Consider the following 21367-nt stretch of genomic DNA (forward strand, 5'->3'; position numbering starts at 1 on the left):
ATTCCCGGGGTGGAGGAGCTCACCTCCGGGCTGATCACTCCTCATCCTCATCCATCCAGTCGAAGGTGCGGGTGACGGCCTTCTTCCAACGCCGCATCAGCCGTGCGCGTTCCTCGGGGGTGATCTGGGGTGTCCAGCGCTTATCCTCCACCCAGTTGGCACCGACCTCATCGACCGACTCCCAGAACCCCACAGCGAGGCCCGCTGCGTAGGCAACGCCCAGAGCCGTGGTCTCAATGACCGCGGGGCGGATGACGTCGACCCCGAGCACGTCTGCTTGGAACTGCATGAGCGTCTCATTGACCACCATGCCACCGTCGACCTTCAGCTCTGTGAGTGCATCGAAAGCATCAGCACTCATCGCTTCGACGACCTCAGCGGACTGATAGGCCACAGACTCCAGAGCCGCGCGGCAGATGTGGTTCTGATCCGCGAAACGCGTCAGGCCTGTGATGACCCCGCGTGCGTCGGAGCGCCAGTGTGGGGCGAAGAGGCCGGAGAACGCTGGAACGATGAACACCCCGCCGTTGTCCTTGACCCGCTTCGCTTTGGTCTCCACATCAGGAGCCGAGGAGATGAGCTGGAGTGAATCGCGCAGCCACTGCACCAGGGAGCCGGTCACGGCGATGGAACCCTCCAAGGCATAGACCGGCTTCTGTTTGCCCAGCTGATAGGCAACTGTGGTGAGCAGCCCGTTCTCTGAGGCGACGATCTTCTCCCCGGTGTTCATCAGCATGAAGTTGCCCGTGCCGTAGGTGTTCTTGCCCTGCCCGGGGGTGAAGCATGCCTGGCCGAAGGTGGCTGCCTGCTGGTCGCCCAGAATGCCGGCGATGGGGGTGTCGATCAGTAATGAGTCCCGTCGTCCGTGGCCGTAGATCTCCGAGGATGAGCGGATCTCCGGAAGCATGGAGAGCGGGATGCCCATATCTGCTGCGATCTCCTCGTTCCAGTCGAGGGTGTCGATATTCATCAGCAGCGTGCGTGAGGCGTTGGTGACGTCGGTGACGTGAAGCCCGTCAGTGAGGTTCCAGATCAACCAGGAATCAGTGGTGCCGAAGAGCAGATCTCCGGCTTCAGCACGTTCGCGAGCACCTTCAACGTTGTCCAGAATCCAGCGGATCTTGGGACCGGCGAAATAGGTCGCCAGCGGCAGTCCCGTTCGTTCCTTATAACGGTCGACCCCACCCTCGGCTGCCAGTTCGTCACAGATCCCCTGAGTCCGGGTGTCCTGCCAGACGATCGCGTGATAGATCGGTTCTCCGGTGTGCCGGTCCCACACGAGTGTTGTTTCGCGCTGATTGGTGATGCCCACTGCGGCCAACGAGTGCCGATTCACATCAGCATCGGCCAGTGCAAGTCCGATCACCTCGCGAGTGTTGCGAAGAATCTCGCGTGCATCGTGCTCCACCCACCCTGCGCGGGGGAAGATCTGCTGGTGCTCTCGCTGGCCGGAGCTGACTAAGCGCCCGGTGCGATCAAAGACCACTGCACGGGTAGAAGTGGTGCCCTGATCGATGGAGAGGACGTACTTCTTTTCAGCGTCGCGATGCTGGGCGGTCGGGGCTGGGGCTGTCGTCATTGACATCTTTCTGCCGAGGATGGAAAGGGAAAGCAGGGGGTTCGCTGGCTGCGCTCTTCCCCCAGTGGATACAGAAGTGCTCTAGGTGGTGAGCAGCTGCTGGTGCACCGGAAGCGCCTCACGCATGGCCTGGGCTGCCTCAGCATCGCTGGCCGTCTGCTCGGCACGCAGATGCGCTTCGACGTAACTGGTGTAGGCACGCTTCTCATAGGCCTGGCGGTCCTGGTCCCAGCCGAGTTCTTCAGCCACGACGCCGAGTATCTCATCGAGCGCGCTCAGTCCGCGGTCGGCGACCTCGTGGAACAGCCGAGTGCGCCGTTCCAGCAGGTCTTCTAAGTGCAGCGCTCCCTCATGCCGCACAGCGTAGACGAACTCGGCGCGCAGGTAGCCAGCGGCGTCGGAGACTTCCTCGGCGAGCTCAGGCTGTTCGTCGATGAGCGCCAGAAACTCCTCCAGCAGGGATCCGTAGCGGTACAGCAGCCGTTGCGTCGTCTGTGCCGAGAAGTTGTAGGTGGCTGAGATCTCCGCAGCGCGGTCAGTCCATTCGCCGAAGCCCTGGCCGCCTAGCAACGGCAACTGTTCGGTCAGCGATTCGCGGTTCTTGAACTGTTCGGAGACTGCGAAGCTCACCGCGTCCTCCGCCATCGATCTGTAAGTGGTGAGCTTACCTCCAGCCACCGCGGTCAGACCCGGGGAAAGCCGCATTACGGTGTGCTCCCGGGAAATCTTGGCCGAGGCGGCTTCTTCGGACTGTACCGGCTGCAAAAGCGGCCGAAGGCCTGCCCACGTGCCGAGGACGTCGTCGCGAGTCAGCCTGGTCTGCAGCACGGCATTGGCGTGTTCCAGGACGTAGTCAATGTCCCTGGCATTGGGGGCAGGCACATCGACGGGCTCATGCCAGGCGGTATCAGTGGTCCCAATAGACCAGTAGTGTCCCATCGGGATGATGAAGAGCACCGACTTCTCAGTCTGGCTGATGACCCCGACGCCGTCCTGAGCGGGAATCTTCTCGCGGGGGACGGTGATGTGAATGCCTTTCGAAGCCAGCACTTTGAGTCTGGGGGCAGTGGTCTCCGCGGCAGTGTCATAGGCACGGTTCTGCTGCTCGCCTGTCCAGGCGCCTGCTGCAAGCAGGGTCTCGGAGGCATGGACGGTGAACTCGCGGCCGGTCTCGCGATCCCGGACGACGACGCCGTGCACGCGATCCTCGGCAGATCCCGCTTCCTGCGCAGGCTGCCGCACATAGTCGATGACTTCGGTGCGCGTGGCGATGGCTGCTCCCAGGCTGTGCGCGGAGCGGGCCAGTGTCAGGACGAGGCGGGCGTCGTCGACCTGGGCGTCGAAGTACTCCAGTGCGCCGATGAACTTCTGCTGATTCAGCCCAGGGAAGCGCCTTGCCATACCTTTCCTGGTCATATGTCGGTGCAGCGGCGCCCGGGTGCCGCGGGTGAAGAGGGAGCGCAGCCCCTTGCTTCTGGTGGTGGATCCCACGGAGAGTCCGTCATAGAGCGTCACCCCCGAACCGATGAAGGCCCGATCCAGGAGGGGTTTCTGGAAGGGGAAGATGAAGGGCAGCGGGCGCACCAGGTGCGGGGCTGTCCGGGTCATCAGGAGGTTTCGCTCACGAAGCGCCTCCGCGACGAGCTTGAAGTCCAGCATCTGGAGGTAGCGCAGTCCTCCGTGGACGAGCTTGGAGGACCGGGATGATGTGCCCTGGGCCAGGTCGCGTGCTTCAACGAGCCCCACTTTCAGCCCGCGGGTGGCAGCGTCGAAGGCGGCGGCTGCCCCTACCACACCCCCGCCAATCACCAAGAGGTCCAGGGGTTTCTCAGCTGTGGTGGCCTCAAGGGTCTCAAGGGCACGGCTGCGTGCGCTGTGGTTGAGTGATCGTGGCTGCATAGGTCCTCTTATCGGCGTCGGCGGTGACGGATGCGTTCCTTATCACACACCCGAGAGACAGTTTTCTCAACGGGGGTGCACAAACGTGCAGAACCGGGGATGATGGGCATTTATGAGTACCTCATTCCGAGAAAAGGCGGAGTTCACGGCTGCACAGATGTACTACGTGCAGAACCGCACCATGGAACACATCGCCCACCAAATGGGCGTCTCACGCTCCACCGTCTCCAGGCTGCTACGCGAAGCGCGGGAGCAGGGGATAGTCCGAATCTCAGTTCACCCACCCATGGACCGGGCCAGCGCGCTTGAACATCAGCTTTCCCAGCTTTTTGGGGTCAACGCCCATGTGGCGCAGGCAGGGACCCGGGATTCCGCTGCGCACCGCGCGGACGCCGCCGCGGTTCTGGCTGCAGCAGTGCTGGATCAACTGGTGGAACCCAACAGTATTGTGGGTTTGGCATGGGGGGCCACCATGACATCGGTGGTCCGGCGGCTGCAAGGTCGCGAGGTCCCCGGCGTGCAGGCGGTGCAGCTCAACGGGGCGGTCAACTCGCAACCGGAGTTCATGGACTCCCCCTCAGGGATCAACCTGGGTATGGGAGTAGTGGAACACTTCGCACGGGCCTATGACGGCCGTGCGCATCTGTTCGCGGTTCCCGCCTTCTTCGACTATGAGCAGACCAAGCAGGCGCTCTGGCGGGAGCGTTCAACCCGCAGGATTCTGGATATGCAGCGCAGAGTGTCACTGGCCGTCTTCGGCGTGGGGACCTTTTCCGGGGGTGCGCCGTCACAGGTTTACTCCGAGGGGTATCTCAGCCGCGAAGACCTGGATCAGCTCAATGCCGAACGGGCTGTCGGAGATGTCTGCACCGTCTTCCTCCGCGGTGACGGCTCCTGGAGGGATATCGAACTGAACAGCCGGTGCTCGGGAATGCCACCTGATGTGCTGCGCCGAATTCCGCGTCGGCTGTGTGTGGTCAACAGTCCCCATAAGGTTACGGCGCTGCGGGCGGTGCTGGAGGCGGGACTGGTCACCGACCTGGTGCTAGATCAGAGCACCGCCAGTGCCCTGGCCCACGGACGCTGAGCGGCCCGCGCGCGGCGCCGTCGTGCGCATCTGTTCACCACAGTCAGGCGAGAGGAGGGCTCTTAGCCCAGGTGTTCCGAGGGCTTCTGAGCAACTGTGCACGTATGTTCACCTCTGTGGGCTGGATCACCACGGGCTGCCTACGCTGTCTCAGAATCACTCAGCACAAGGAGGGCACGATGGTGACAATGAAGTCGCGCAAGATATGGGTATGGCTGGCGGTGTCATTGGTTCTGATGCTGACCAGCGCAATGGGCGCATCGTTCGTCCAGACTTCCGGCGGCGACGTCGAAGTCAAAGATCTGCAGTGGGAGACGTCCCAGGGCGTATCCATGAGCGGTCTGCTGCTGGTCCCTGAAGGGGCATCAGCCGAGGCCCCCGCCCCGGGCATCGTGGTCAGCCACGGGATGTACAACAACCGGGAGATGCAGGAGGCGAACTACGTCGAACTCTCGCGTCGGGGCTACGTGGTGCTGTCCATGGACATGTACTCCCACGGGTGGTCCGAGCCCGTTGCCGATATCGGCACGCTGACCACAGGGATGTATCAGGCGGTCAGCAAGATCTCGACCCTGGACTACGTCGACACTGATCGCATAGGCATCACCGGTCACTCGCTGGGAGGAATGTCCAGCAACGTTGCAGTGCAGCTGGACAATGAGTTCGGCACCGACCTGATATCGGCTGTTCTGATCAACTCCGCCGACGCCGTCTACTCGGACCCGGAGACCGCGGAATTCGTCAACATCTATGGCTCCCGGGACGTGGGCATCATTGCCCCGCAGTATGACGAGTTCTTCTTCGACGACGTCGATGACCAGGGTCAGACCACTGCAGCGCGAGACTTCATCGATTACTCCAACGCCCAATCATTCCTGCACTTCGGCACGGACCCCGGCCAGGACCGCCGGGAACCAGGGGAGTTCTACACCCAGGATGTCGACGGGGAAGAGGCGTTGCGGATCATTCACAATCCCGCCATCACCCACGCCTGGTCGCACTTTTCTCATCAGGCCACCGAGTCCACCATCGAATTCTTCGATGAAGCTCTAGGTGCTCCCGAGCCGGTTCCCGCAGGTCAGCAGGTGTGGCAGTGGAAAGCTGCGTTCAACGCACTGGGCCTGATCGGTTTTGGAATCTTCGTGGTGAGCGTGACGCTGGTGCTGGTCCGCAGTACCTTCTTCCGCAGCCTGGCAGTGGCTGAGCCAGTGCGTATCCGGCACGCAGATCGAGCAGGAAAAGTATGGTTCTGGACAACGCTCACCGCCGCTGCGATCTTCGCTGGTGTGTCCTACCTACCGATCCTGACCTCGGTGGATTCCTTCACCGTAGCAGGGGGCGGTTGGGCGCAGAGCTCCCCCTACGGAATCGGCATGTGGGCAGCGGCCAACGGTCTATTCATCCTGCTGATGCTCGCCCTGTTTTACACGTTCTACATCCGCCCGCGCGGCGTCAGCCTCGCTGACCGGGGTCTTACCCTCACTCTGGCGGGGGGCGGCAAGACAGTGCTGCTGGCTCTGACAGTGGTGGGTGCGTCCTTCCTGACGGTCTTCCTCACGGATTACTTCTTCAAGACGGACTTCCGGCTGTGGACCTTGGCCGTGAAGCCATTCCCTGTGGAGACATTCTGGACTGCGCTCTTCCCGACCCTGCCGTTGCTGCTGATCTACTTCGTGGCAGCCTCAGTGGCGGCCAATGCGATCAACTTTGTGCAGATCGGTCGGAGGAAGCTGGAAGGTGAATGGGTCAACACCACAGTACTGGCGGTCTTCAGTGTTCTGCCGGTAGTCGCAGTGCTGCTGGTGCAGTACACCGGGTTCTTCACCACAGGCTTCCTGCCCTTCGGTGATGCCAATATGCAGACTGTCTGGCTCTACACCTTCCTGGTGATCCTTCCCGTCACCACCGTGATTTCCAGGAAGATCTACCGCGAGACGAACAACCCTTACCTGCCGGGGTTGATCAATGGTCTGCTGGTGACGCTGATCGCTTCATCCAACACACTGACCTGGGCCTAGTCTCCAGATAATAAAGGTGGGGGCCATCTTCGCGAGAGCGGGGTGGCCCCCACCTCTTTGTGCTCGGAGAGGGGCGAGGTTCCGAATTGCGGCCTACAGCGGATTACCGTCCAAGGGCAGCGGCGATTGCATCTGCGTAGATGTCCCCGCCTGGACCGATCGGGTGCACCTGGTCTGCCTGCAAGTGCTGAGTGCTCCCACTGATCCAGCCGTGCCAGTCGGCCACCACCACGTGACCGTAGTCTGCCGCCACGCGTTGCAGCATCGCGTTGTGCGAGGCGGTGAAGCTCATCGGGCCATAGATGTTGACCAGCACTACGGTGCGCTCGCCAGCGTTGGTGATGGCCCGACGGAGGTCCGATTCGCCGCCGACCCCGTTGATCCCCACCCCGAGGATCACCGTGCTGGCCGCGGGCACCTGCGCCACCGCCTGTGCCACCAGCTCGGGTGTGTGGATGAGCTGTCGTGATTCGGCGGCGTCGATGACTACGTCAAAACGTCGACTCATCGCTTCGGAGGAGGCCAGCATCACCGAATCCCCGACCGCCACCATCTGTGCCGAACGGGCCGGAGGATCCGCTGCCTCGGGGGCCGGCGGCTGGGTCTGTGCCGGGGGCGTGTGCGGGGCAGTGGAAGGTTCCGGTTCAGCGGCCGACGACGATGGCGCTGACTCGGCGTCGGCCGGGGTTGAATCCTGCGGGGTTGAATCCTGTGCGGGTGAATCCTGCGGGGGTGAGCCCTGCGCAGCGGAATCCTGTTCGGGGGCTTGTGGTGCGTCCTGCCCGTCAGCCTCACGGTCGGGGGCTTCTGCTCCGTCTGCCTCAGCCTCATCCGACACCGCCTCATCGGACACTGCCTCATCCGATTCTGCGGTGTCGTTCTGCGGTGCAGCTGCGGGCTGGTCCTCAGCGGAATCGTCGGCATCCGTCGAATCATCGCCGAAGGACTCGGTATAGGCCTGCCCTTGGGAGAGCGTCTGTTCCAGGGTGGTCTGCTGCGGAGCCCGGGTGTGCGCCCACACCGCGGAGCTGACCAGCAGCGCCACCACCAGACCGGCAGCAGCGGCACGCAGCGGAACCTGAGCCAGGAAGGCGAAGCCGTTCCGGCGCACCGGCACCTCCACGAACCGGTAGCTTAAGTCGGCAGCCACCACGGAGACCAGGACGGCCAGGATCCGGGCCTGGGTGTGATCCAGTCCGGCCGGTGTGCCGAAGGTGGCCACCAGCTGATCGGTGAGCACAATCAGCGGGAAGTGCCAGAGGTAGAGACCGTAGGAGCGGGTGCCGATCCACCCGGCCACACCGGAGTCGAGCAGCCGTGCTCGGTGTGCCGGTGCCACCAAGCAGGCTCCCACCAGCAGCAGCCCGGCTACCGTGCCGCCCAGGGTCAGCAGCGGCTCACGTCCGGGAACCTCACCGAGGGGGCTGAAAGCTAATACGCCGACGGCGGCCAGACCGGTCAAGGCCAGGATCAGGCTCAGCCCTGCCCGGCCTGCGCTGTGCAGCATCCCGGAGAACGGGGAGGCAGCGGTGGAGGCCGCACTCGCCGGCGCAGATCCTGCCGACGATGGCGAAGATGCACCTGCCGGCGGGGCCGGATCCGCGGATGCTTCAGCGGCGCCAGCGTGCCCGGAGACCTCACCAGCTGCACCCGGGGGCACCGTCGCCGTCGGTGTCCCGGTGCTGATAGCCAGTGCGCGCTGACGGAACATACGCGGGCTCATCGCCAGAGCCGCGCCCAGCAGCAGCCCGTAGAGGTGGGTGAAGGTGCCCAGATACGCCGCATTGGAGTAGCCGAACCAGACCAGCGCGCCCATCAGCAGCGCGGAAAGCAGCGCTACGGCCACCAGGTGGGATCGCATCCGGGAGAACGCCTGCCGGGGCAACCGGGCGCGGACGAGGAAGGCGATCAGCACCACCGGCCACAGCAGATAGAACTGCTCCTCGATGCCCAGTGACCAGAAATTATCAAAGAGCCCGGCGGTGGAGGTCTTGAAATAGTCGAAGCTGCCTGCCAGCTGTACCCAGTTGGCGGTGAACGTGGCGATTCCTGCCAGCTGAAGACCCAGCCCGGAGAGCACGTCCCCGCCAAGCGCTGCAGCCGCTGCTGTGCAGATGGCCACCACCAGAACCATGGCCGGCAATAGGCGCCTGGCCCGACGCAGGTAGAACTGACGCAGGTTAATGCGGCCGTGGTCGCGGTATTCGCGCAACAGCAGTGAGGTGATCAGGAAACCGCTGATCACAAAAAAGACATCGACGCCGATGAATCCGCCAGGAGCCCACGAAGGGCTGATGTGGTAGACGATCACCAGCACCACGGCAAGAGCACGCAGCGCGTCAAGGCCATGGATGCGGCCCTTCTCACGCTCGGCGGCAGCGCGCTGGATGGCATGGCGGGTGCGGAGACTTCCGCGTGGGGACGGCACAGGGCGCTTGGGCTCGACCGCAGGCACCTTCTCGGTGCGTGCGGAGGGCTGATGCGTCAGCACAGCGGGCTCCTTCTGGAGGCCTCTGGGGGAAGACAGCGGGGAAGGCGGGGGAAGCAGAGACCTCTGCCACACATAGTGACAGCACCGGGAGACCATAGCCGGTCATCCGAGCCGCGTGTTGCCCAAGCGCACACCTGCTGTGCGACGCGGGCAGCTGCCTGGCTGTGGGGGCGGTGGCACATCACAGTCCAGTGACGATCCGCGCCCCACCCTTGAATCACGCGGGGGACTACTGCCTACGATGCCTGCAATGAAGACGCAGAAACGAATGCTCCTCGCCCTCACCGGGCTCAGCGCCGCGATCCTGCTGGTCGGATGCAGCGGGGAGGATTCCGCCAATAGCCAGGACTTCAGCTCCGCAGCTGCCGAACGCGGATATCAGTGCGCGGAGACCATGCCCATGGCCACCGGAGTGGAGACCGAGATCTCCTGCATTCACACGGAGCTGGGTGAATTGGCGCTGAGCACTTTTGAATCCCCGGAAGCCCGGGATTCCAATGCCGGTGAGCTGGAGCTCGAACATGCGGTGCCAGTGGCCGATACTTCCGCTGTTTCCGGCGAAGACCAGGCCACGGTGGACGAGATCGCCGACACCCTGCAGTAGCAGGATCTCAGAGTGCAGGTTCGGTGCCGGTGAGGCGGCGGAAAGCATCCAGGTAGCGCTCCCGGGTGGCCTGCACAATATCGGCGGGCAGAGCTGGAGGGGCGAGGTCGCCGTCGCGCTCCCATCCGGACTCCGAGCTGGTCAGCCAGTTGCGCACGAACTGCTTATCAAAGCTTGGCTGGGCGGTGCCTGCCTGAACGTGCTGCTCCCAGCCCGCTGCCGGCCAGAACCGGGAGGAGTCCGGAGTCAGGACCTCATCAGCCAGGATCAGCGCACCGTGCTCATCCAGTCCGAACTCAAACTTGGTGTCAGCCAGAATGATGCCTGCAGCCCGAGCGGTCTCCTCCGCCAGCGCATAGACCTTCAGTGCGGCATCGCGCAGCCGCTGCGCCAGTTCGCCGCCGATGACCTCTTCCAGCCGGGAGAAGCTGATGTTCTCATCATGATCGCCCTGCTCCGCCTTGGTAGAAGGGGTGAACAGCGGTTCGGGGAGCCGGGAACCATCGCTTAGGCCCTCGGGCAGTGCAATGCCGGTGACGGTTCCGCTGGCCCGGTACTCTGCCAGTCCGGAGCCGGTGAGATAGCCGCGCACAATCGCTTCGGCCTCGACCATCTTCAGCTTGCGCACGATCATGGACCGGCCAGCTACCGCTTCCGGAATCGCCCCGGGGCCTACCTCAGTGGAGACCACATGATTATTGATGCCAGCGGCGGCCAGCTGCTCAAACCACCACAGGCTCATCTGGGTGAGGATCTTGCCCTTATCCGGGATGCCGGGGGAGAGCACGTGGTCATAGGCGCTGATCCGGTCGGTGGCCACCATGAGCAGAACGTCCTGGCCTTCCCAGCTGGAGCCGGGCGCGGGTGTGTAGATCTCGCGGACTTTGCCGGAGGCCAGATGCTGCCAGCCCTCAAGGGATGCGGTCTCCACGCTCATGCCTGCCTTTCCGGTGAGCTGACACTGATGTGTCCGGCGAGGGCCTTGGCGGCAATATCGCTGCGGTGCTGGGCACCGTCCCAGCTGATCTTCTCCACACCGGCATAGGCGCGCTCCACCGCTTCAGCAAGAGTGCCACCGGTCCCCACCACGGCCAGCACGCGGCCACCTGCGGTGACCAGGGCGCCGTCGTCGTTGGTGGAAGTCCCGGCGTGCAGCACCGCGACACCTGCCAATGCCTCGGCCTCTTCCACCCCGGTGATCACATCACCCTTGCGCGGAGCGTCCGGGTAGTTCTGGGCGGCAAGGACGACGTCGACGGCGTAGCCATCGCGCCATGCCAACTGCCGACCGGCACCAAGCTCTCCGGTGGCTGCGTCTAACAGCAGCTGTCCCAGGGGGGTCTCCAGGCGCTCCAGCACCGCCTGGGTTTCGGGGTCGCCGAAGCGGACATTGAACTCCACCACGCGGACTCCGCGGGAGGTGACGGCCAGCCCGCAGTAGAGCACCCCGATAAACGGTGTGCCGCGGCGAGCCATCTCCTCCACAGTCGGCCGGGCCACCTGGTCCATCACAATGCCGGTGAAATCACGGGTCACCCCGTCGTCGCCGGTCTCGGTGTAGCCCTGCAGCCAATCCAGCGGGGTGTAGGCGCCCATGCCGCCGGTATTGGGGCCCTCATCATTGTCGAAGATGCGCTTGAAGTCCTGAGCCGGGCTCAGCGGCACAAGATTCTGGCCATCGCTGAGCACGAACAGAGAAACTTCGGGGCCGTCGAGGAACTCCTCGATTACCACTGTGCCGCCGGCGGAGAAGCAAGCCTGGGCATGAGCCAGAGCGGCGTCACGGTCTGAGGTGACCACCACTCCCTTGCCCGCGGCTAAGCCGTCGTCCTTCACCACATAAGGGGCGCCGAAGCGGTCCAGCGCCGCGGCGGCGGTCTCGGCATCAGCAGCGTGGACGGCCTGGGCGGTAGGTACACCTGCGGCGGCCATCACGTCTTTGGCGAACGCTTTGGAGGCCTCCAGCTGGGCAGCGTCCCTGGAGGGGCCGAACACCGGGATACCGGCGGCGCGCAGAGCATCTGAGACCCCTGCTGCCAGCGGAGCCTCCGGGCCCACCACCACCAGGTCATAGGACTCGCGTTGGGCCAACTCGGTGACTGCGGCGCCGTCGGAGGCATCTACCGCGTGGCAGGTGACGTCACCGGCGATGCCGGCGTTACCGGGTGCGGCATGCACCTGGGTCACGGAGGAATCGCGCAGAAGCGCCCGGACAATTGCGTGCTCTCGGCCGCCTGGGCCCACCACAAGTACCTTCACGAGGCTTAAGCCTATCGGGCGGCGGCTGGTCTGTGGGGACGCGTCATCGCACCCCACTTCGCGCAAACACCCCCCAGCTGCGCAAGCCTGGATTTGCAGAACTATGGTGCGATGACGAGGGCGGAGGGGGCGGGGGTGCCTTAGGGGGCTGAGGTGGCTGAGCCGGCGGAGGGGGCGACGGCGTGGCTCGGGTGGCTGGGATAGGCGGACCGGCTAGGGCGGCGGCTGGTCGGCTGGGCCGGCGGCGGGGCAGGGACGGCGGGGCAAGGGTGGCTAGGGAAGCGGCTGGTCGGCTGGGCCGGCGGCGGGAGCCGACGTCGGCTAGCACCGGCAGCGGGCGTGGATAAGCTGGAGTGCATGAGCTCCGTGCATACCGCCTCCGCCGCTGAGTCCGCTGAACTGGCCGTGGTGACCCGCGCCGACGTCGTTGAATCCCGCCATATCGGCTCGGCTGTGCTGGTCAGCCCCGAGGGTGAAGTCATCACCTCACTGGGGGCCCCGCAGAAGCCGGTGTTTCCGCGGTCCACCCTGAAGCCTCTGCAGGCGGTGGCAGCGCTGCGTGCCGGTGCGCTCATCAGCCCCGAGGCCGTAGCCCTGGCCTGCGGATCCCACGTGGGCTCCCGCCAGCACCAAGAGCTGGCCGCACAGGTGCTGGCCAAGGAAGGCCTGGACGAGTCCTACCTGAAATGCCCCACCGCGCTGCCGGCACGCCCCCATGATTTGAAGGTCCACTTTGAGGCAGGCAAGGACAAAACGGCCCTGGCCTTCAACTGTTCAGGCAAACACGCCGCATTCCTGGCGGCCTGCCGCACCAGCGGTTGGCGGCTGGCCACATATGCCGAGGCCGAGCATCCACTGCAGAAGACAGTGATGGAGGTCCTGGAGGAATACTGCGGGGAGAAACCGGCAGCAGTAGGTGTTGATGGGTGCGGCGCCCCCGCCCCTGCCATCTCACTGACGGGACTGGCCCGAGGCATCGGCAAAGTCGCGGCTGCGCTGGACTACCGCAACCCGCGGGGCCGGGAGGCAGAGGTTCACGCCTTCACCGTGGCGCAGGCCATGCTGGACTACCCCTGGGCCGTCCAAGGCCGCGGCGAGGCCAACACCGTGGTGATGGAAGAACTCGGCGTGCTGGCCAAATACGGGGCCGAAGGCGTCCTGGTGGTAGCTGCACCTGATGGCACCGCGGTGGCAGTGAAAACCCTGGACGGAAGCCACCGCGCAAACTCCCTGGTGGGCTTGAGCCTGCTGGCAGCACACGGGACCATCGACGTCGAGGCCCTGGGGCCGGTGCTGAAGAAGATCACCCCGGCGATCACCGGCGGTGTCACAGATGCTGTGGTGGGCAGCCTGCGGCTATCGGACTCCGTCACGGCAGTCCTGTAGGACACCCCATGGCACGACGCCGCATTACCGCCGAGGCAGGCATGACTGCCGTTCACTCCTGGAACAGGGGAGCCGCTGACCGGCGCACCCTGGCCACTGCCGTGCGGTTCCTGCTGGAAGAGCTGGCCGAACGGGCACCAGGGAACTCCGTGGAAGTCCGGGTGCCCCCGCTAGGGGTGACCCAGTGCATCGAAGGGCCCACCCATACCCGGGGCACCCCGCCGAATGTGGTGGAGTTCGACGCCGAGACCTGGCTTCAGCTTGCTACCGGTCAGCTGTCCTGGGCGGACGCATCGGGACAGGGGCGAATCTCGGCCTCCGGAATTCGTGCGGATCTCTCGGCCGTGATTCCGCTGGTCAAGGTGTAGGCGCTTCAGTTGCCCATTGTGGCGGACCACGCCGAGTGCAGCTTGGAGAAGTATCCGCCAGCGGCGATGAGCTCCTCCGGTGAACCGTCCTCCACGATGTGTCCGGCATCAACCACCAGGACCCGGTCAGCAATCGCCACGGTGGAAAGCCGGTGGGCGATGATCAGCGCGGTCCTGTTGCCCAACAGGCGTTCCAGACCCTCCTGGACCAGCGCCTCAGACGGCAGGTCCAGGGATGAGGTGGCCTCATCCAGGATCAGCACCGCCGGATCGGCCAGGAAGGCGCGGGCGAAGCTGACCAGCTGCCGCTGTCCTGCAGAAAGCCTGCCACCGCGCTTATTCACGTCGGTGTCATAGCCCTCCGGCAGGGCGGTGATGAACTCGTGGACGCCTACGGCCTTGGCCGCGGCGACGATCTCCTCATCTGTGGCTGTGGGGCGACCCAGGGCGATGTTGTCCCGAATGGTGCCGGAGAACAGGAAGGCCTCCTGGGTCACCATCGCCACATGCCGGTGGTGATCGGCTGTGGCCAGCTGGCGCAGGTCCACTCCGTCCAGGGTCACGGTCCCGGAGCTGACGTCATAAAAGCGCGCCAACAGCTTGGCCAATGTGGTCTTGCCGGCTCCGGTGCGCCCCACCACTGCCACCGTCTGTCCGGCGGGGATATGCAGGTCCAGTTTCTTCAGCACCAACGGGCCATCCTGGTTGTACCGGAATTCAGCGTCACGGAACTCCAGCTCTCCGCGTGCCTCAGGCAGGAGTGCCGGGTTCTTGGCCTCGCGCACCTTGGGCCGTTCCTCCAGCAGACCAGAGACCTTCTCCAGGGCAGCAGTGGCTGACTGCAGGGAGTTGTAGAACATCGCGATCATGTCCAGGGGCTGGAAGACACGCTTGGTGGCCAGCACCACGCCGACCAGCGCACCAACGCCCAGGTCGCCGTCGAGCACCCGGAAGCCGCCCCAGAGCAGTACTGCGGTCACACTGAGGTTGCCCACCAGCATCAGACCCGGCTGCAGCACACCGAAGAGTCCGATGGAGCGGACCATGTCATCGCGGTAGACCTTGGCGAGCTTCTTGTACTGCCGGGTGCGGGCGCTTTCCCGGCGGAAGGCCTGCACCGCTCGGATGCCAGTCATGCTCTCCACGAAGTGCACGATCATCCGCGCTGAGGAGATGCGGGTGCGCCGGTAGGCCACCTCTGAGTTCTTCTGGTACCAGCGGCCCAGGAACGCGATCGGCACCGCAGCAGCGAGCAGCACCAGCCCGGAACGCCAGTCCATGATCCAGATGGTCACAGTGGTGAAGAACATGAACATCAGGCCCTGGACCAGGGAGTTGACCCCGCCGTCGAGAAGTTCGCGAAGCGATTCCAGATCCGAGGTCTGCCGGGAGATGACCTTCCCGGAGGTGTAGTCCTCGTGGAAATCCAGGCTCAGCTCCTGGGTCTTGCGGAAGACCTCGTCGCGGAGGGTGAACAGCATCTGCTGGGAGGCCTCCGCTGTCATGCGGGTATAGAGGAACAGCATGATGCCGGCGGTCACCGCGCAGGTGACGTAGAGGCCGCCGGGGATCCACAGTCCCTGGGTTTCCCCATCGATGACCCGCGGCAGCCCCCAGTCAATCGCCAGACTGACAATCAGCGGAGTGGCGGCCTGACAGGCCTGGGCCAGGATCACCGCCAGGGCGGTCAGCAGCAGCTTCAGGCGCACACCCTTGGAGGTGCGAACCAGCAGCTTCCAGGAACGACGGCGAATGAACTTCCGCTCGGCCTTATTGAGGCTGACCTGTTCTTCTCCGGCGGTACCGCGCAGATGTTCGAACGGGTCGGGCTCACCGGCGGTGGAGTGGTCGGTGGTTTCGGTGGGGCTCACCAGGCGGGTGGGCTCGGGGCTCTGCTGCTGGCTCATGGCCGCACCTCCTGGTAGCTCTCGCTGGTGGGCTTCGCCTCGGCGGGGTCCAGGGCGTCCATCAGGTCCTGACCACTAGGGGCCGGGGGCCTCATCACCCGGCGGTAGAGCTCGCTGCGCTGCAGCAGCTCGTGATGGGTGCCCACATCGATGATCTGGCCTTCATGCAGCAGCGCCACGCGGTCTGCCAGCGCCACGGTGGAAGGGCGGTGGGCCACAATGAGCGTGGTGGTACCAGTGAGCACTTCGCGCAGCCGGGCGGTGACGCGCTCCTCGGTGCGGACATCCAATGCCGACAGTGGATCATCGAGCAGCAGTACTGAGGGCTTGGCGGCGATCGCGCGGGCCAGGGCCAGGCGCTGGCGCTGACCGCCCGAAAGGCTCAGACCTTCTTCGCCGATGCGGGTGTCCACGCCGTCGGGTAGGTTCTCCACGAATTCGGCGTCGGCGGTGTGGAGTGCTTCGGTCAGCACATCCTCGAGCTGATCATCTGCTGGTGCGCCGGGGCGCTGGGGGTGCTGGGCGTCGTCGTCATCACGCTGGTGTCCGGTGCCCAGAAGGACGTTGGCGCGTACTGAGGCCGAGAAGAGGGTGGGCTCTTCAAAGGCCACGGCCACCCGGGAGCGAAGATCTGCCAGGCTCAGCTGGCGCACATCAGTTCCGTCAATGCGGATGGTGCCGCCGGTGACGTCATAGAGCCGAGGGATCAGATTCAGCAGCGTTGAGGTGCCACCGCCGGTGCCGGAGACCAGCGCCATGGTCTCACCGGGTTCGATGCGCAGGCTCACACCATTGAGCAGATCGCGCTCTTCAGGCTTCTGATCGGGGTAGCGGAAGTGCACGTCGTCGAGCTCCACCAGACCCTGCTCAGCGGCAGTGACGGGTTCTGCAGGTTCGGTGATCTCAGGTTCCACGTCGATCACGTCAACATGACGGTCAATGGCTGTTTTGGCCATAAAGACCATGCCCAGCAGCATGCCCACACCTTCAATGGGGTTCTTCAGGATCACCGCGGTGGTGAAGAAGGCGCCGAGCGCGCCCACGCTCATGTCACCCTGCGCGGTCAGGTAGAGCCCGGCGATCAAGCACGCCCCCAGTACGCCTTCGGGCAGTAGGATCATGAGCATCTGGAACCGCGCCAGGGTGTAGGCCTTTGAGACCTCCAGGCCGCGCAGCTCATCTGCCTCGTCCACGAAACCCTGCCGGGCGTAGTCACCGCGGCCGAAGGCCTTCAGTACGCGGATTCCGTGCACGGACTCCTCAACCCGAGTGGCGACGTCCCCGGCTTTGTCCTGTGAGGCGCGAGAGAAGTGCACAAACTTCTGGCGGAAGCGCGGGCCGATGAGAATGATCGGGATCGCAGCACAGAGGAAAAGGAAGCCCAGCAGCGCGGACTCACGGAACATCAGGCTGAAGCCGAAGATGATGATGACCGTTGAGGTCACCAGCATCAGTGAGCCGAAGGCGAAGAACCGTCGCAGCAAATTCAGGTCCGCAATGGCACGTGATTGCAGCTGACCGGCGTCCCAGGCGGAGTGAAAAGCCGCCGACTGGTGGATCAGTTTGCCGAAGAGCGTGGTGCGCATGGAGGTCTCAGCGTCTGAGGCCGGCGGGATGACAAAGAGCCGCCGCAGGTACACCAGTACCGCTTCGAGGATCCCCAGGCCCAGGGTGATTGCCACCGCGGTCCAGACTACGGCGGTAGTAGCAGTGGGGTCTCCAAGATGGTCAACGAGGGAGCCGAGCACCTGAGGAATCGTCAGCGCCACGACTCCGGCGCCGATGGCAGCGAACACACCTAAGATCCACCGCCGCTTCAGGCCTTCGAGATAGGGACCCAGGCGCTTCATGGACTGCCAAAGGGTACGACGACGCCCGCTTTCGTACCGTTCCTGTGTCCCATCCGATCGTTGCATACTGCAACAACTTTACATGCTGGGCTTCGGCTAAGGGAAGGGTCCCAAAGAGGATCTCGGAAGAGCCCCTGGTGGGCCGCACGGGGTTTCCTGGGAAGAATAAGTTGACGGCCTCGTTACCATAGATCTCATGGCGTCTCGCAAGTCTCCCCTTTTTGACACGGCTACCACCGTGGGCAAAATCATGTCCTTCCTGGGTGTGAGCGCCCTGTGCGGCCTGCTCGCCGCAGGGCTTGTCTTCCCCCTGGCTGCGACCGGAGGTGCTGCGGCCACCGCTGGCAGTGACGTACTGGAAGAAATTCCCACTGAGCTGTCCGAGGAGCCACTCTCCACCCCAACGCGTGTCTATGCCAGCGACGGCGAGACGCTTATCGCCACCTTCTACGAGGAGAACCGCCAGCCGGTTAGCTCGGATGGGATCTCCCAGTACATGAAGGATGCCATTGTGGCGATCGAGGACGAGCGCTTCTACGAACATGGCGGTGTGGACGCCCGCGGCGCAGCCCGCGCCCTGGTGCATAACCTCACCAGCTCCACTCAGCAGGGTGCCTCGACGCTGACCATGCAGTACGTGAACAACGTGCTCAACAACGCCGCAGTGGTCCGCGGTGAAGGCCGGGTGCTCTTCTCCGGCATCAATGACAAGACCTATGCAGACAAGCTTCGGGAGATGAAGCTGGCCGTTGCTGTAGAGCAGGAAATGACGAAGGACGAGATCCTTGAGGGCTACCTCAACATCGTCCTGCTCGGCGGACAGACCTATGGTGTGGAAGCCGCAGCGCAGTACTACTGGGGCATTCCGGCCAGCGAACTGAACTTGCAGCAGTCCGCGACCTTGGCCGGCATGGTGCAGTCACCGAACTATTTCAACCCTGAATACAACCAGGACAACGCCAAGTGGCGTCGCAATGTGGTCCTGGACAACATGCTCTCCCTGGGATACATCACCGAGGAGGAGCACCGCGAAGCACGCGAAGCTGAGCTGGGAGTGGACCCGCACCCGCAGCCGCACGGTTGTGCGCAGGCGTCCTTCGCCAACTACTTCTGCGACTTCGTCCAGCGCCAGGTGCTGGCGAACGAAGCATTCGGTGAGGATGAGGAAGCACGCAAGACGATGCTCTACCGCGGCGGCCTGGACATTGTCACCACCTTGGACGCTGACACCCAGCGGGCCGCCGAAGACGAAGTCATGGCAACGGTGCCCCCTGGGGACGACTCCGGTGCTGTGGCCTCCATCATCTCTGTCGAGCCCAATACCGGCAATATCGTCGCCATGGCCCAGTCCACTGAATACGATCCAGATCGGAGTTTTGCGGACGGGGCCACCACGCTGAATATGAATGTCGGACCTGAATTCGGCGGTGGACCCAACGCCCTTCCGGTGGGCTCTACGCTGAAGCCCTTCGTGGCAGCTGCCTGGGTGGAGCAGGGCGGTTCTATGAATGACATTGTTGATGCCACCGGTTCTGAATTCGAACAGGGCGACTGGGTGGATGCCTCCTGTCTACCTGGCGGTGGCTTCCGCCTCGGCGTTGAAGCCGACAGCGAAGAAGGCGACATGTGGAGCGTGGAGAACGTCGGCGAGAATATGAATCGCCGTATGTCCATTGACCACGGCCTGTACAACTCCGTGAACACTGCGACTCTTGCCACGGCCTTCGATATGGACATGTGCGATATCACCGATCTGACTGACCGCCTGGATATTGTGCGCGCCAGTGACGGTGAGGGCATGAACCCTTCTCAGCCCTCCTTTACCGTGGGCGGTACCGAACTCGCGCCACTGACCCTGGCCTCGGCCTACACCGTCTTCGCCAATGATGGAGTTCAGTGCGAGGAGCGCGTCTTCCTGGAAATCACTGACTGGCAGGGGAACTCCTACCCCGTCCCGGAAGAGGACTGCAGCGAAAAGCTCGATGCGGACGTAGTGGCTCAGGTCAATGACACCCTGGTTAATATTGCCGAGCGTTCTCCCACCAACAACAGCCCCTTCCCTGCGGGCAACCCGCCTTTCCCCATGCTGGGCAAGACCGGCACCAGCGGTGAGAACTCGCACACCTGGTTCGCCGGAAGCACTAAGGGTTTGACCTCCGTGGCCCAGATCGGCCGTCTGGAGGACATCCAGTCGCTGAACGAAAGAAGAATCGGCAATCAGGGCCCGTTCGAATGGTTCTACGGCTCTTCGATGGCGCAGCCCATGTGGTACGAGTACATCGAAAAAGTCGGACGGAACTACGACACCGGAGATTTCCGGGAGTCTCCCAACTCCGAGTTCGACAATCGGCGAGAGAGCTACCCGCGCTCCGGCGCTCTGCCCGGCGGTCGTAATGGTGGCAGCTCGAATAACGGCGACAACGACTCCGGTAACAACGACAGCTCGGACGAGGACGACAACAACGATGACGACGACTGATCGTCGTCGTGACGGTCGCTGGTCTTCGAGAGGGCTCACCGGACTGCGGGCTGCAGCCGCGGCTGCAGCAATCACTGCAGTCACTGGCCTGGGTGCTCTGACCTACGCCAATCAAGTGGGGCTGAAGAAGTTCACCCTGCGCAGGGTCAGTGTGCCAGTAGCTGGGGTGCCCACCTCCCTGCGGATTCTGCATATCTCGGATATTCACTACGTCCCGGGGCAGCAAGAGAAGTTCCGCTGGCTTCAGGAACTGGCTGAACTTCAGCCGGACCTGGTGATCAATACCGGTGACAACCTCTCGCACCACCGGGCTGTGCCTGAAGTCCTCGAAGCACTGGCTCCGCTGCGTGAGTTCCCTGGGGCTTTTGTGCCTGGTTCCAATGATTACTACGCACCGAAGCTGAAGAACCCACTGCGCTATCTGCTGGGACCTTCCACGTTGGATCCTGAGGCGCAGGTGCTTCCCACCGACGCGCTCTTTGGAGGTTTTGAGTCCTTGGGTTGGGCCAACTTGAGCAATGCGCACGCTGCGGTACGAATCAACGGTCTGAGCCTGCACTTGAGCGGCGTTGATGACCCGCATATCGGCCGGGACGAATTCACCGGCTGGCCCGAGACTGCCGACAGATCCCAGACGCCAGATCTACGGATCGCAGTGGCCCACGCGCCAGTGCTGCGTGTACTGGAGACCTTCGTCGATGCCCGGGCAGATCTGGTACTGGCCGGGCACACCCACGGTGGACAGGTATGCCTGCCAGGAGAGCGGGCGATCGTGACCAACTGCGATCTGCCCAGGCGCTACGCCAAAGGACTGCATTACCGTCGAGGATCCCATGGCGAGAACATCGCCGTGCATGTCTCTGCGGGGATCGGAACCTCTGCGAAGGCCCCGATCCGGTTGAACTGCCCGCCGGAAGCCACGCTGCTGGAGATCACCCCGGCGTAAGGTTGCACCGGGTCCCTGCTGGGGGTCAACGGGATTCTGCGGCAGCGGCGAAAGAGAAGCTCCAGGCCGCGCCGTCGGGCATGTCCTCCACTGTGACCTCCAGCCCGTCCCCGTAGGGCCACAACTCTCCGGTCAGCGGCAGTGGTGCCTCATCCGCCGGGCACGGTGCTGATTGGTGCGAGGTGCTCCGCGCGGTGCTGACAGTCACCTGCCCTTCGCCCTCGGCACCGGCACAGTAGAAGTAGAGTGTGAGCCATTCCCGCTGGTAGTCGGCTGGAAACTCGAACGAGAAGGCCCCGTAATCACCTTGTCCGCTGCCGGAGAAGGGCACCGAGTATCCGGCGTCCTCAAGATCCTGTTTCTGTGTATGCGTCAATGATTCGAGACTGGGCACATCGGCGGCTCCGGCAACAGCTGCGGTATCAGACTCCGCCGGGCTGCACGCGGTCACCAGGAGCGCGCAGAGGCACAACGTTGCCGCGGCCGGTGGGGCT

Annotated in this window: 15 protein-coding genes; 7 read left to right on the plus strand and 8 right to left on the minus strand. The window is 63.9% G+C overall.

Translation table 11 applies throughout. The annotated features are described in order from the left end of the window. Window positions 1-34: 34 nt before the first annotated feature. Window positions 35-1579 (minus strand): glycerol kinase GlpK, encoded by a 1545-nt coding sequence (gene glpK / locus TX78_RS07870; protein ID WP_044495183.1) that lies wholly within the window; start codon window positions 1577-1579, stop codon window positions 35-37. 81 nt (window positions 1580-1660) lie between these two features. After that, window positions 1661-3478 carry a glycerol-3-phosphate dehydrogenase/oxidase gene (locus TX78_RS07875; protein ID WP_044495184.1) on the minus strand — a complete coding sequence of 606 codons (1818 nt, stop codon included), beginning with the start codon at window positions 3476-3478 and terminating at the stop codon, window positions 1661-1663. Between the two features lie 112 nt (window positions 3479-3590). Here TX78_RS07875 and TX78_RS07880 point away from each other — a divergent pair, with 112 nt between their 5' ends. Next, on the plus strand, window positions 3591-4565 hold the full coding sequence (locus TX78_RS07880) for a sugar-binding transcriptional regulator (protein ID WP_044495185.1): 975 nt from the start codon (window positions 3591-3593) through the stop codon (window positions 4563-4565). Between the two features lie 179 nt (window positions 4566-4744). Further along, on the plus strand, window positions 4745-6583 hold the full coding sequence (locus TX78_RS07885) for an alpha/beta hydrolase (protein ID WP_044495423.1): 1839 nt from the start codon (window positions 4745-4747) through the stop codon (window positions 6581-6583). A gap of 103 nt (window positions 6584-6686) precedes the next feature. Here the strand turns inward: TX78_RS07885 and TX78_RS12660 are convergent, their stop codons facing one another. Continuing rightward, window positions 6687-9074, minus strand: a complete 2388-nt coding sequence (locus TX78_RS12660) for an acyltransferase family protein (RefSeq protein WP_049897647.1) — start codon at window positions 9072-9074, stop codon at window positions 6687-6689. Between the two features lie 250 nt (window positions 9075-9324). On the opposite strand from TX78_RS12660, the gene TX78_RS07905 reads away from it, so the two are divergent. Continuing rightward, entirely contained in the window at window positions 9325-9678 is a 354-nt protein-coding gene (locus TX78_RS07905) for a hypothetical protein (protein WP_147640445.1), read from the plus strand. Between the two features lie 7 nt (window positions 9679-9685). Here the strand turns inward: TX78_RS07905 and TX78_RS07910 are convergent, their stop codons facing one another. Next, window positions 9686-10615: a phosphoribosylaminoimidazolesuccinocarboxamide synthase gene (locus TX78_RS07910; protein WP_044495192.1), complete on the minus strand. Its 930-nt coding sequence runs from the start codon at window positions 10613-10615 to the stop codon at window positions 9686-9688. Beyond that, entirely contained in the window at window positions 10612-11937 is a 1326-nt protein-coding gene (purD, locus tag TX78_RS07915) for a phosphoribosylamine--glycine ligase (protein ID WP_044495194.1), read from the minus strand. Before purD ends, TX78_RS07910 begins: the two co-directional genes overlap by 4 nt. A 357-nt stretch (window positions 11938-12294) precedes the next feature. On the opposite strand from purD, the gene TX78_RS07920 reads away from it, so the two are divergent. Together TX78_RS07920 and TX78_RS07925 are read left to right on the plus strand one after the other, a co-directional pair. Further along, window positions 12295-13323 carry an asparaginase gene (locus tag TX78_RS07920; RefSeq protein WP_044495196.1) on the plus strand — a complete coding sequence of 343 codons (1029 nt, stop codon included), beginning with the start codon at window positions 12295-12297 and terminating at the stop codon, window positions 13321-13323. An 8-nt stretch (window positions 13324-13331) separates the two neighbouring features. Beyond that, window positions 13332-13691 carry a sterol carrier family protein gene (locus TX78_RS07925; RefSeq protein ID WP_044495197.1) on the plus strand — a complete coding sequence of 120 codons (360 nt, stop codon included), beginning with the start codon at window positions 13332-13334 and terminating at the stop codon, window positions 13689-13691. 5 nt (window positions 13692-13696) lie between these two features. Here the strand turns inward: TX78_RS07925 and TX78_RS07930 are convergent, their stop codons facing one another. Next, window positions 13697-15598: an ABC transporter ATP-binding protein gene (locus TX78_RS07930; RefSeq protein WP_081652665.1), complete on the minus strand. Its 1902-nt coding sequence runs from the start codon at window positions 15596-15598 to the stop codon at window positions 13697-13699. Beyond that, window positions 15595-17448 carry an ABC transporter ATP-binding protein gene (locus tag TX78_RS07935; protein WP_233722205.1) on the minus strand — a complete coding sequence of 618 codons (1854 nt, stop codon included), beginning with the start codon at window positions 17446-17448 and terminating at the stop codon, window positions 15595-15597. Before TX78_RS07935 ends, TX78_RS07930 begins: the two co-directional genes overlap by 4 nt. Before the next feature lie 196 nt (window positions 17449-17644). Here TX78_RS07935 and TX78_RS07940 point away from each other — a divergent pair, with 196 nt between their 5' ends. Together TX78_RS07940 and TX78_RS07945 are read left to right on the plus strand one after the other, a co-directional pair. After that, complete coding sequence (locus TX78_RS07940; RefSeq protein ID WP_044495201.1) at window positions 17645-19927, plus strand: transglycosylase domain-containing protein; 2283 nt, start codon at window positions 17645-17647, stop codon at window positions 19925-19927. Further along, window positions 19914-20873: a metallophosphoesterase gene (locus TX78_RS07945; RefSeq protein WP_044495203.1), complete on the plus strand. Its 960-nt coding sequence runs from the start codon at window positions 19914-19916 to the stop codon at window positions 20871-20873. The genes TX78_RS07940 and TX78_RS07945 overlap by 14 nt, the downstream gene beginning before the upstream one ends. Before the next feature lie 25 nt (window positions 20874-20898). Here TX78_RS07945 and TX78_RS07950 read toward each other — a convergent pair whose 3' ends face one another. After that, window positions 20899-21249, minus strand: coding sequence for a hypothetical protein (locus TX78_RS07950; RefSeq protein ID WP_147640446.1), 351 nt, complete (start codon window positions 21247-21249; stop codon window positions 20899-20901). Between the last annotated feature and the right edge of the window lie 118 nt (window positions 21250-21367).

This window comes from Nesterenkonia massiliensis, assembly GCF_000455245.1.
GTDB classification, from domain to species: Bacteria; Actinomycetota; Actinomycetes; order Actinomycetales; family Micrococcaceae; genus Nesterenkonia; species Nesterenkonia rhizosphaerae.

Coding starts and splice junctions, on each gene's coding strand:
- TX78_RS07935 (WP_233722205.1), bottom strand. CDS start 17,448: ATGAAGCGCCTGGGTCCCTATCTCGAAGGCCTGAAGCGGCGGTGGATC.
- TX78_RS07940 (WP_044495201.1), top strand. CDS start 17,645: ATGGCGTCTCGCAAGTCTCCCCTTTTTGACACGGCTACCACCGTGGGC.
- TX78_RS07880 (WP_044495185.1), top strand. CDS start 3,591: ATGAGTACCTCATTCCGAGAAAAGGCGGAGTTCACGGCTGCACAGATG.
- TX78_RS07925 (WP_044495197.1), top strand. CDS start 13,332: ATGGCACGACGCCGCATTACCGCCGAGGCAGGCATGACTGCCGTTCAC.
- TX78_RS07905 (WP_147640445.1), top strand. CDS start 9,325: ATGAAGACGCAGAAACGAATGCTCCTCGCCCTCACCGGGCTCAGCGCC.
- TX78_RS07885 (WP_044495423.1), top strand. CDS start 4,745: ATGGTGACAATGAAGTCGCGCAAGATATGGGTATGGCTGGCGGTGTCA.
- glpK (WP_044495183.1), bottom strand. CDS start 1,579: ATGACGACAGCCCCAGCCCCGACCGCCCAGCATCGCGACGCTGAAAAG.
- TX78_RS07920 (WP_044495196.1), top strand. CDS start 12,295: ATGAGCTCCGTGCATACCGCCTCCGCCGCTGAGTCCGCTGAACTGGCC.
- TX78_RS07875 (WP_044495184.1), bottom strand. CDS start 3,478: ATGCAGCCACGATCACTCAACCACAGCGCACGCAGCCGTGCCCTTGAG.
- TX78_RS07930 (WP_081652665.1), bottom strand. CDS start 15,598: ATGAGCCAGCAGCAGAGCCCCGAGCCCACCCGCCTGGTGAGCCCCACC.
- TX78_RS07910 (WP_044495192.1), bottom strand. CDS start 10,615: ATGAGCGTGGAGACCGCATCCCTTGAGGGCTGGCAGCATCTGGCCTCC.
- TX78_RS07945 (WP_044495203.1), top strand. CDS start 19,914: ATGACGACGACTGATCGTCGTCGTGACGGTCGCTGGTCTTCGAGAGGG.